At 56.0% G+C, this 10,804-nt stretch carries 10 protein-coding genes; 9 read left to right on the top strand and 1 reads right to left on the bottom strand.

Translation table 11 applies throughout. The features are described from left to right. The 5 genes from ACYX34_RS00235 to ACYX34_RS00215 form a co-directional block, all read left to right on the top strand. Positions 1 to 591: AAA-type ATPase lid domain-containing protein (locus ACYX34_RS00235; protein WP_462074544.1), on the top strand; the 591-nt coding region annotated here is incomplete at its 5' end. Between the two features lie 288 nt (positions 592 to 879). Continuing rightward, positions 880 to 1,152 carry an STAS domain-containing protein gene (locus ACYX34_RS00230; protein WP_462074543.1) on the top strand — a complete coding sequence of 91 codons (273 nt, stop codon included), beginning with the start codon at positions 880 to 882 and terminating at the stop codon, positions 1,150 to 1,152. Then, positions 1,149 to 1,907 carry an RNA polymerase sigma factor gene (locus tag ACYX34_RS00225; protein WP_462074542.1) on the top strand — a complete coding sequence of 253 codons (759 nt, stop codon included), beginning with the start codon at positions 1,149 to 1,151 and terminating at the stop codon, positions 1,905 to 1,907. Before ACYX34_RS00230 ends, ACYX34_RS00225 begins: the two co-directional genes overlap by 4 nt. A 19-nt stretch (positions 1,908 to 1,926) precedes the next feature. Beyond that, on the top strand, positions 1,927 to 2,208 hold the full coding sequence (locus ACYX34_RS00220; RefSeq protein WP_462074541.1) for an anti-sigma factor family protein: 282 nt from the start codon (positions 1,927 to 1,929) through the stop codon (positions 2,206 to 2,208). A 336-nt stretch (positions 2,209 to 2,544) separates the two neighbouring features. Continuing rightward, positions 2,545 to 2,859 carry a hypothetical protein gene (locus ACYX34_RS00215; protein ID WP_462074540.1) on the top strand — a complete coding sequence of 105 codons (315 nt, stop codon included), beginning with the start codon at positions 2,545 to 2,547 and terminating at the stop codon, positions 2,857 to 2,859. Positions 2,860 to 2,929: 70 nt separating this feature from the next. On the opposite strand, the gene ACYX34_RS00210 is transcribed toward ACYX34_RS00215, so the two are convergent. Then, on the bottom strand, positions 2,930 to 6,040 hold the full coding sequence (locus ACYX34_RS00210; protein ID WP_462074539.1) for a galactose oxidase-like domain-containing protein: 3,111 nt from the start codon (positions 6,038 to 6,040) through the stop codon (positions 2,930 to 2,932). Between the two features lie 440 nt (positions 6,041 to 6,480). Here ACYX34_RS00210 and ACYX34_RS00205 point away from each other — a divergent pair, with 440 nt between their 5' ends. The 4 genes from ACYX34_RS00205 to ACYX34_RS00190 all read left to right on the top strand — a co-directional run bounded on the left by ACYX34_RS00205 (position 6,481) and on the right by ACYX34_RS00190 (position 10,427). Next, entirely contained in the window at positions 6,481 to 6,678 is a 198-nt protein-coding gene (locus ACYX34_RS00205) for a hypothetical protein (RefSeq protein ID WP_462074538.1), read from the top strand. Further along, positions 6,656 to 7,402, top strand: a complete 747-nt coding sequence (locus ACYX34_RS00200) for a molybdopterin-dependent oxidoreductase (protein ID WP_462074537.1) — start codon at positions 6,656 to 6,658, stop codon at positions 7,400 to 7,402. Before ACYX34_RS00205 ends, ACYX34_RS00200 begins: the two co-directional genes overlap by 23 nt. Before the next feature lie 320 nt (positions 7,403 to 7,722). Next, a complete protein-coding gene (locus ACYX34_RS00195; RefSeq protein ID WP_462074536.1) occupies positions 7,723 to 9,732 on the top strand; it encodes a PAS domain S-box protein in 2,010 nt (669 codons plus the stop codon). A gap of 20 nt (positions 9,733 to 9,752) precedes the next feature. After that, positions 9,753 to 10,427, top strand: a complete 675-nt coding sequence (locus tag ACYX34_RS00190; protein ID WP_462074535.1) for a response regulator — start codon at positions 9,753 to 9,755, stop codon at positions 10,425 to 10,427. The last annotated feature ends 377 nt before the right edge of the window (positions 10,428 to 10,804 follow it).

Raw genomic sequence — 10,804 nt, 5'->3', positions numbered from 1 at the left:
CGCGTGTTACAGGAGGGCGAATTCGAGCGGGTGGGCGGTACACAGACTTTCAAGGTGAATGTGCGTGTCATTGCAGCGACGAACCGCAATCTCGAACAACTTTCCAAGGCCGGCCAATACCGTCCGGACCTCTACTATCGCTTGAACGTGTTTCCGGTTCATTTGCCGGCGTTGCGTGAGCGGGAAGACGACATCCCGTTACTCGTCCGGTACTTTGTGCAAAAGCATGCCACCAACCTCGGAAAGAAAAATGAGAAAATTTCCGAACGGATGATGACAGCGTTGCAACGGTACCCGTGGCCAGGGAATGTCCGTGAACTCGAGCATGTTATTGAACGGGCGGTGATCTTGAGTGAAGGATCGGAATTGGAGCCGATTGATTGGCTCACCCCTTCGGCCAACAAGGGTGCCAGTGGCAATGCTCTCACCCTCGAGGAAATAGAACGGCAACACATCCTCAATATCCTGAATCAGACGAATTGGCGCGTCAGTGGCGACCAAGGCGCCGCCGCAATTTTTGGCTTGAAGCCCACCACGCTGGAAGCCCGCATGAAGAAGTTGGGTATCACACGAGTCACAAGCAAAGCGTGATGAGGTGAAAGGTGAAACGGTTGAGCTCACGCCCTTCATCTTCTTAAACTCCCGCCATAAGTAGACGCGATCAGCCAATAATCATTTTCCCAACAAGCATTCCCGACATATTGGGACGCTCCCAATATGTCGGGAATGATCTCGCCTGTATCGGCGTTCCTTCTTTGAATTGCCATTCGTAATAGTTTTGTTCTGTCAATCACTTACATCGCGTTTCTCTTTTGCGAGTGCCGTGGCACTACGGTTGCTCAATAGGCTTGGCATCACGGTGAGACAAGAGGAGAAGTCATGATGTTGAAGATCACAAAAATACAGGAGAGCGGGCGAGACGTTCTCCTCAAGTTGGAAGGCAAGATCACGGAGCAATGGGCGGCGCTGCTCGATGGAGAGTGCCGGGTCTATCTTAGGCAACAGAAGTCCGTGTTTTTGGATTGTTCCCATGTTGATTACGTCGATAGTCTGGGTGTTGAGGTCCTCAACTCGTTTTCCCACTCCCGCGTCACACTTACGAGCGCTCCGGCCCTGATGACGGAGTTGCTCCAGATTGGAGGCCGGTTATGAACGTGCGCACCAGTATGGGTACTAAATCAATGAGCTATCGTATGCGGGCAGGGCAAGAGCCAGCGTTGGGTCAACCCACGATAGAGGTGAACAGAGAGGCTGTCCTTCTCTCACGACTGAGAACGGGTGATGAAGGGGCGTTCGATGAGCTCGTGAGACAACACCACGGTGCATTGGTCAGAACGGCCATGGGGTATGTGGCCGATCGGGAAGTAGCAGAAGAGATCGTCCAAGACACCTGGATGGCGGTCATCGAAGGGTTGGATCGTTTCGAAGGACGATCGTCGCTGCGCACTTGGATCTTCGGCATCATGATTCACAAGGCCAAGGATCGCGGGGTGCGGGAGAAACGGCATGTCACTTTCTCCGCCTTTGAATCTGTTGACGATGAGGACGACGACATGATCGATCCCTTTTGCTTTCACCAGTCCGGCGAATGGGTCGGCCACTGGGCCGTTCCGCCGCAACCATGGGACGATCAGACACCGGAGAAGCTCTTGGCATCGCAACAGGTTGTCAACGCGATGAATCGAGCCATTGAATCGTTGCCACAGACGTTGAAAGAAGTACTTATCCTACGCGATGTCGAAGGGGTTGAGGCCAAGGAAGCCTGCGAAATCTTGAGGATTACCGAAACGAACCTCTACGTCCGTCTCCATCGGGCGAGAGAGCGGGTACGACAGGCAGTAGAAACCTACTTGGGGGGCGAAAAGCTGCTGTGTAAGAAAATGCCGTTAAAGCTGACTCAAGATTAGGCAGTGAAGGGGAGTGGTAATGGCACAGGAAGAGCGGGGACAGATCAACCCAGAGATCACCTGCCAGGAGTTGGTGGCGTGGGTATCGGCCTACCTGGATGACCATGTTGGTGATGAGCGGAAGCGACGAATTGTGCTGCACTTGGCCATTTGTGCTGGCTGCGAAACTTATGTGAGACAGATCGCCACGGTCCGGGATATGGTCCGGGCGCTACTTCAGGCAGAAGAGGAACCGGCAGACCATCATCGGTTGCGAGAGGCCTTTGTTGCTCGGGCAAGCCACCTACGATCCGGCAGCTGAGTATCCCCGATTGTAAGATGCATGCTGTGTCTCTGCGCATTGTGTAGTCTCTCGCCGAAATTGATGTCACACACTGGTACGGCGGCTACTGTGCTTATGACAAGGCCCAGGGGTATAAGGCCAGGATCGATCCAGCGGCCTTTAGCGTGGTCCATGGTACACTGTATCTCAATTATAGTGAGGCCGTTCGGACGAGATGGCTGTCGGATGTTCCGGGGTATATCCAATAGGCCGATGCCGACTGGCCGGAGGTTCAGACATAGACAAGCGTGCGGGATGAGTCGGATGTTGTGTGTTCACAAGGTCAATCCACCATTCACAATGAGGAGATTCTCAATGAAGAAGATGATCACAGTGGCAGCAGTGGTTGGTCTGATGTGCGCCGGGACGGTGTCCTTCGCCGGTGAGCTTGGCTCCATGGCCAACGAGATGAAAGGCGAGATGAAGGCTGATGTCGATACTATGAAAGGGGACATGAAGGCCGGCACTGATGCGATGAAAGGAAAGCCTGGTGCGATGAAGGACGAAATGAAAGGGGACATAAAGGCTAAAACAGATTCTATGAAAGCGTCGAAGGATGCGATGAAAGATGAGATGAAGGCCGGCAAGGATGCGATGAAGGGAAGTCTCAAGGGAGCCATGGGCTACTAAAACCACCATTCCGACGATCCCTTTGTCTACCGGCCTGCAGCTCGATAATCGGAGCTGCAGGCCGTAGCATTTAGATCACCCGAATCCATCGTCCATTCGAAGGTATACGTGTCCCTGTGAGGATAAAGAGAAGATAATAGCCTGGGGGTGCAATGTTCCCGTTAGGTGGCGCCTGTACCTGCACCGCCGTGGCGGTATTGCCAAGACGAACGCATTCAACAAGCCGCTGGGATTGGTTCCAACCATGTGTCACCGCTCCAGGGCGTAGCAGCACCACCTCGGTAATGCCAGCCGGGGTGGGCGTCTGGATATCGAAGGAAGTTCCATAGCCTACACTGGTTGGAGCCGCTGAAATCTCGGGACGCGCCAGCGGATAATACCAGGGGAAGTAGCGCTCGTGCGCGGTCGTTTCCCCGGACTTCCAGGCCCCAGGCCTGTCGCCACCCATCAGCACACTGCCGTCTGCCAGCAGGATTGCCGCAGAGTGATAGCCTCGAGGGATCGACATGGTCGCACACAACTCCCAGCCGGCTCCTGGATTGCGTGGGTCGAAGATTTCGGCCGGGCCGCCGTCCGTGCCGTCGATGCCGCCAGCGAGGAAGATCCGGCCGTCAGGTAGCAGGACCGTGTTGACTTGGTGCATGCGCGGCCGGTTTAGGTTGGGGAGTGCGGTCCACCCCGGGGTTGCGACGGAGAGGTCGATGATCTCGGCCGTTTGCTGCGCCGGTGCCGGATCCCCGCCGGCAATGAGTACCTGCGGGGTATAGCTTGGTGGTCGAAGCGGCAATAGCACGGATGTACCGCGTTCACCACCAGTGCTGCGGTTGCCGGCGATTGTGGGGAACGATTCCACATTCGTCACTCCGGTAGTCCAGTCGAAGCGTTGCGTGGGCTCGTGCGGGCCGGCAATGAATAGCTTTCCACCAGGAAGTTGATAGGTCCACGGGTAGTACTGGTGATGCGCCATGGCGCCGGGTGTGGCAACGGGGGGAGCCCAAGTACCTGTGGAAGGGTCGAAGATCTCTATTGACTTGGATGCCGAGCCGAACAAGGTCATCAACTTGCCGTCGGCCAGTGTTAGCGTGCTCGAGTAGAAGCGTTCGTCGGTGGTGGGTACCACGCGTGACCACTGTAACGTGGCCGGGTCGAAGAAAAAACTCTCGCGCGGCGTGAATCCACCATGCACCAGTACGGTTCCTGCCACGTCGTTGACGAACGCGTGTTCAGCCGACCAGATATTGGCCAAGGGTCGGCTATGCAAGGGTATGGTGACGTCGAATGGTTGGTTGGGCGGTGTCACCAGGCTACCGGCTGCCGTGCTGTAGTCCCATACCCGGCTCAGGTCGTCCCTTGTATCCCCATAGCCGAAGAGCAGCACGCGCTGTGTATTGGGCAGCAAGATCGCATGCATCATGCAGACGTCCGTCGCGCCCGGGACGAGTTCCCACTTACCGCAGTTGAACTCCTCGCAGCGGTGGTCGTCAACCGTCGGGCATGTATTGCTACCATCGTCCAGCGCCAGGCCGCTTTCGGCTCTCAACCGCCGAGCTTGGTCGGCCGTCAGCCATACTGTCTGCTTCGAGCGCACGAGGCCAGCCAGACCCTGCATCATGTGCATCTCGACATGACAGTGAAACAGGAAGTCGCCGCGCAGGTGATAGGCACGTGCGTCGCGCGGACGGTGCTTCGGGTCCTGCGTAGCCGCGATATCGGCCGGCAGTAGGATGACTGGTGGCGCTGTCGTCTCAACCACGAATGATTCCGCCGGTCCGATGCTGCGTGAATCGATCGTTTCGTTGGCGAATTTCCAGCGCTGTCCATGCACATGGAAATTGTGCCAGCCCATGCCAAGATCAAGATTAAACACGTACCAGTGGATGGTTTGACCGGCATGCGCGACGATGGTGGGGGTATTCCCGATAAATGAGCGTCCGTTCAAGCAGAAGCTCGGCAACCCTGCGCCGTTCTCGGTCACGGTGTGGGTGTGCACGGTGCCCGCGGTCCAGCGCACGTTGCCGCCAGGCTGGATGTGAACTTCGAGCGGATCAAACCTCATGTGCATCGGGTCGGCGTCGATGATGGCGACCACGGCTTCGGCCAATCCGCCTGGCTCGACCACTACGGTACCCTGCATCGATGTATGGATCTCACAGTGGTAACCAAAGGTTCCCGCTGCTCCGAACACCACCTCGAATGGTGCATCGCCGGGGGAGAAAGGACTCTTGTTGAAGGCTGCTGCGCCTTTGACCTTGCTCATCTGGTGAATGAACATGGGTACGTGCAAGATCTCAGTATGCGGTGGTCGGTGATGCGCATAGTGTAACTGCGACCATTCTTCGAGGAAGTCGCGTCGGGCACGCAGGTCAAAGTCTATCGGGCCGGTCAAGACATGACCAGCCCCATGCTCATGCCCACCGTGGCTGCCACCAACCTCGTGGCCACCCAAAAGGACAGCAGCGGGGGCTGGCGCGTCGTGGGCAACCGGCTCGGTGTCTCGATCGTCTCGTTCATGGTCATCATGATCGAGTTTCAAGTCCTCGAACTTGGATTTGAGGTAGCTTGCCACCATCGGCGGAAGCACCATGCGATGCGGTGGACGATGCGCTCTTGGGAGCACGACGATGCCGCCGAACAAACCACGGTTTATGCTCTCGGCAATGTGGCGTGCGTGGTCATGGAATGGCCATGCGCCTTTCATCTCATCAGTGATGGTGAAGTGGTAGACCCAGTACTGTCCGGGACAGATCTCGTCGGAGCGGCGGCCGTCGGTGCTCTGAGTGCCGAAGGGCCATGAGCCATCTGAGTCAATGCCGTAGCTCAACCCGTGGACATGAAAGCTGTGCGGCATGGTGTCGCCGTTCACCACCTTGATGTGAAGATGATCGCCAGGGTGCGTGTAGATTACGGTGCCGGGAACCCGATGTGCAAAAACCGGCTCATTGATGTCGGTGAGTACCAACTTGTCGGGTTTCGGAAGAAGGTATCCGGGGTCAAGATACTCACGGTAGATCAAGGCATCCAGTCGACGCGCATCCACTTCGGCCAGAGGAATGGTTCCGTCTTCATGCCCAGGGTTGCGCATACAGTCGCGTCGATAGTTGGCCGCAGCATGACCGCTTGGCTCGACGGGGCTATACCCGGGAAGCTGTTCTATCTTTAGATAGATGTTTCGTATCGCCATGGCGGGCCCTCCCGTTGAAGGCAATGATGGGTGTAGATGCCATTTTCCGTAACTGCTTCGCGTTCAAGAGTGACGTCTAGCGCGAGATGTGGTTACGGTTGCTGGTTTCTGATGATTCCCCAATTTAGAAACAGCAAGTCGGGTGCCAATTTTGAGCATGCGAATCGAGCCATAGGATGCCAACAGGGTAATCCCTTTACTTTCAATGCTGTAAGTTATACGCATACTCTGAGCCGTATCTTCTGATAGTAGACGGATGTATCAAAAGAGATTCATGGGGGTGAATCGAATTTGATACAAGAGATGAACCCTCAGCACAGTGAACCAAACTTCAGATACTGTCCCATTTCTTTCTGCAGCCCCCGTCCCATTCGCCTGTAAGGAACTAGGACCATCTCTGACTACCTGCTAGGCGTTCTATTTTGTGAGGAGGTGGGCCTATGGCGTGCTCATTCGACATTGCCTGCTCAGGCATCTTAACGGTCCTGGGAGGTCGTCAGGCTGTCAGGACGATTCACTGTGCCGCCTGTTTTTCGTTCGTCGGATTTATCCTGATTCACGTGTTCCAAGTGATGGTCACGGGCTGGTTTACCATCAAACATGAAGGAGTCGGTCATGAGGCATGGACGTGCAATTAAACGGCGTAAGTTGTTGAAGGGTACGGTGGGGGCTGCGAGCCTGGTGGTATTGTCCGGGTGCGACAATCTCACCAGGAGCAGCTGGTTTCCCGGCATCCTCAGCAAGGGGGAACGACTGACAGAGGCGGTGCAGTGGGCGGTGACTCCACGTGATGCACTGGCGAAGGAGTACAGATCATCCGAAATCTCCACGAGCTTTCCGGCGAATGGGAATAGCGATTCAGGGACGGAAGTCTATGCTGAGCATGTGACCCAGAACTTTGCTGAATGGACGTTGGAGGTGACCGGTCTGGTCAAGATGCCAAGGAGTTGGTCGCTCGCAGCACTCAACGAGTTACCCGCGCGCACGCAGATCACGCGCCGCTGTGTCGAAGGATGGAGCGCTATCGGGAAGTGGACCGGCATGCCGATCGGTGACCTCCTGCATCAGGTTGAGCCATTACCGAACGTGCGTTATGCCGTGTTCCACTGTGCCGATGTGGATGACGAGGGGATTGCCTACTATGAGAGCATAGCGGTGGCCGATTGTTATCACCCCCAGGCCATTTTGGCGTACGAACTCAATGACGCGCTGCTCGATGTGCCGCATTGTGCTCCGTTGCGACTCCGCTTTGAGCGGCAGTTTGGGTATAAACAGGCAAAGTATGTGATGAAGATCGAGTTGGTCGACTCCTTGGCCGGCATTGGAGGTGGGAAGGGGGTATTGGGAGGATCAGGAGTATGAATGGTACGCGGGGATTTAATTGTGAAGCGTGAATCGCGAACGTTGTCGGTCATACCTCGCCTGCCCATACGGTAGCCGTCGAAAGAGGCCGCCTGATTCCAAGGAAAAGTGTTGACGGCTGCCATCGGACACCTCCACCTGGAATCCTGTTTCTGTTTAACGGTATCCGTCAAATCCTGGCCACCTCAGTGCGACCCTACCCATGTACTTGTCTGTCACATGATAAAAGGCTTAGACTTTGATTGCCACTTAGCCTCTCAGCAGCGAGCGACGAGAGGTTGGTACTGCCTCTATTGACAGTCCGAGGGGAGGACTCCGTGATGGCGACGTCACGAAAGTATGAGAAAAAAAGAGTTCGTCCCAAGGTCGACGCCAATAAAAACAAGAGTGCCAAGCGACGCCCTTTGAAAGCCACGGTGCCACGGGCGCAATCGACTCCCTCGACAGACCTGCCAGCAACACAACCAGAGAAAATCGCAACATTCACAGGACTACACAGTCAGGCGGAGGAGACCTTGCGGCTGGCGAAATTCTCGGTAGAGCGGGCCGCTGACGCTGTGTACTGGGTTGATCCGCAGGCCAAGATCCTGGATGTGAACGAGGCGGCATGCCGCATGCTGAACTATTCCAAAGACGAATTGTGTGCCATGACCGTCCACGATCTGAATCCCGACTTTCAGGCGGACATGTGGCCGGGGTTTTGGTTAGAAACCCAGCGCCGCGGGACCATGGTGATTGAGACGGCCCATCAGGCAAAAGATGGCCGGCTGATACCCATCGAGGTGAGTGTCAATTTTTTGATCCATGAAGGCAAGGAATATCACTGTGCGTTTGTGCGTGACATCACCGAGCGTAAACGGGCGGAAGCTGCGCTGAAGTCGAGCAAAACGCGTTTACGGGCCATCTTTGACCAAACGTTCCAATTTATCGGCCTAATGAAGACTGATGGTACGGTGATTGAGGCCAACCGATCGGCGTTACAGTTCGCCGGTATCCGGGAAGAAGACGTGCTCGGAAAGTTATTTTGGGACACGCCCTGGTGGGCGCACTCATCGGAACTTCAGAACCGGTTGCGCGAGGCCGTCCGCCAGGCTGCAGGAGGAACCATGGTTCGGTTCGAAGCCACGCATCCTCGCGTCACCGGGGAGCTGGCGTATGTCGATTTTTCGCTTAAACCCGTTCGAGATGAGCACGGCAACGTGACGCTCCTGATCCCCGAAGGTCGCGATATCACCGAACGCAAGCTGGTAGAAGAGGCGTTGCGAAAAAGTGAAGAACGATATCGCAGCATTTTTGAGAACGCCGTCGAGGGAATCTTTCAGACCACGCCCGACGGGAAGTATGTCGCCGTGAATCCGGCGCTCGCCCGCATATATGGATACGACTCTCCGGACGACATGATCGCCACGGTCACAAACCTCGCCGGCCATCTGTACGTGGACCATGGACGTCGTGATGAATTTATTCGCTTGATGCAGGAACAAGAGAAGGTAACTGGTTTCGAGGCGCTCGTGTACCGAAAAGACGGCAGCTGGATCTGGGTTTCCGAAGGCGCACGGGCACTGCGCGACCCGGCCGGGACGTTTGTCGGGTACGAAGGCAGGGTGGAAGACGTGACGGAGCGTAAACTTGGGGAAGCACGACTGCGCGCGACATTGGAGGAACTTCGCATGCTAAGCGAGCGACTCACCACGGTGCGAGAAGAAGAACAAACCCGCATTGCCCGCGAGCTGCATGATGAACTTGGTGTTGGGCTGACGTGCCTGAAGGTCGACCTCTCTCGCCTGCGTACGATCATGGGCGAGCCACCCGGGGCAAGGGTTCGAAAAAAGATGGAGGACAAGATCAGGTCGATGGTAGAGCAGGTCGATGCCACCATTGCCTCCGTGCAACGAATCGCGACCGAGTTGCGGCCTAGTCTACTGGATGATCTTGGCCTGGTCGCGGCGATTGAATGGCAATGTCGAGATTTTGAGCAGCGCACCGGTATCCCCTGCATCTGTGTGAGCAGCGCGGACGATATCGCCATGGAACCGGAGCAGGCCACGTCGCTGTTCCGTATTTGCCAGGAAGCCCTCACGAACACGGCCAGACATGCCCAGGCCACCACTATCCAGGTGGTGATAAAACAATCGGACAACAATCTGCTGCTCGCCATTCAGGATGATGGAGTGGGGATCTCTCCTGAAAAGTTCACCGAGTCAACCTCGTTGGGTTTGTTGGGGATGCGCGAGCGTGCCGCAAGCCTTGGCGGAGAGGTGACGATCGTCGGCTCGCCAGGGAAAGGCACGACGGTGACGGTGCGAGTGGCCCTATCCAGTGCAGCATAACCGTTCGCGAACAGCTCGAGATGATAGGTCTCGCGCTGTCAGTTGGCGATTTTGGTACCCTGATGCTGAACATTCTGATCGCTGAGGATTATCCGCTCTTTCGGCTTGGCGTCAAGGAGCTGCTGACGGACGGCCTGGAAGCCGTCAGGGTCGGGGAGTGCGACAACGCCCACGACCTCTTCGAGCTGATCCGGCGTAAGAAATGGGATGTACTCATTCTGGATATCAGCATGCCCGGCACCACCGGAACCGAGGCACTCAAGCACGTGAAAAAAGTTTGTCCAACACTGCCCGTCATCATACTGACCATGTACCAGGAGGATCAGTACGCTGTCCGTATGTTCAAGGCCGGGGCCGACGCCTATCTGACCAAGGCCAGCGCGCCGGAGGAGTTGGTAACGGCCATCAAGAAGGTGGTTGCTGGCGGCCAGTATGTGAGCCAGGCCCTCGGTGAGAAGCTCGTGCACCTACTTCACCGTGGTGACGAAGCGACACCGCAGAACCTTTTGTCCGACCGGGAGTACGAAGTGATGCGCCTCCTGGCCTCTGGGAAGACCGTTTCGGAAATAGCCCATCATCTGCATTTAGGGATCACCACAATCAGTACCTACCGTGCCCGTATTCTTGAAAAACTGAATCTTAAGAACAACGCGGAACTCATGCGCTACGCGGTTCAACAGGGAATTGGAGAATAAGAGTTCTGGGGCTGGGGTAGCTAAGGGACCCAAGCCGGGGGTACGTTTAGCGAATGATCTCTCCGCATCAGAGTCGTATGCCGAGCTTAAGTCAGCAGAAGCTCTTGGAGTATTTTGTGGCTGGTACAACCGCCCGAGCGGCCGCACTGTTGGTTGGAGTACAAGCGAACACTGTTACAGCAGCTCAAAACCTGGTATCAGTTCGAGATCAACAGACCTTAGCTACTCCAGCCCCCAGTTCTGAGTGCTGAGTATTGAGTTGAAATGGCATATGCGGGTACGGTTCTGCCACTCGTTGGTCCATGACCTCTGTCCACTTCAGCTTTCACGCTGAGCACTCAGCACTTTCGTCGCAACACGTCTTCTCGTCTCTGTCG

The organism is Nitrospira sp. CMX1, assembly GCF_054902215.1.
Note: the sequence above shows the minus strand (reverse complement) of the source record. Positions and strands in the feature narration are given on the sequence as shown.

Excerpts from the sequence above, each read along its gene's own strand:
- ACYX34_RS00230 (WP_462074543.1), top strand. The coding sequence starts at position 880 with ATGATGTTGAAGATCACAAAAATACAGGAGAGCGGGCGAGACGTTCTC.
- ACYX34_RS00225 (WP_462074542.1), top strand. The coding sequence starts at position 1,149 with ATGAACGTGCGCACCAGTATGGGTACTAAATCAATGAGCTATCGTATG.
- ACYX34_RS00220 (WP_462074541.1), top strand. The coding sequence starts at position 1,927 with ATGGCACAGGAAGAGCGGGGACAGATCAACCCAGAGATCACCTGCCAG.
- ACYX34_RS00215 (WP_462074540.1), top strand. The coding sequence starts at position 2,545 with ATGAAGAAGATGATCACAGTGGCAGCAGTGGTTGGTCTGATGTGCGCC.
- ACYX34_RS00210 (WP_462074539.1), bottom strand. The coding sequence starts at position 6,040 with ATGGCGATACGAAACATCTATCTAAAGATAGAACAGCTTCCCGGGTAT.
- ACYX34_RS00205 (WP_462074538.1), top strand. The coding sequence starts at position 6,481 with ATGGCGTGCTCATTCGACATTGCCTGCTCAGGCATCTTAACGGTCCTG.
- ACYX34_RS00200 (WP_462074537.1), top strand. The coding sequence starts at position 6,656 with ATGAGGCATGGACGTGCAATTAAACGGCGTAAGTTGTTGAAGGGTACG.
- ACYX34_RS00195 (WP_462074536.1), top strand. The coding sequence starts at position 7,723 with ATGGCGACGTCACGAAAGTATGAGAAAAAAAGAGTTCGTCCCAAGGTC.
- ACYX34_RS00190 (WP_462074535.1), top strand. The coding sequence starts at position 9,753 with ATGATAGGTCTCGCGCTGTCAGTTGGCGATTTTGGTACCCTGATGCTG.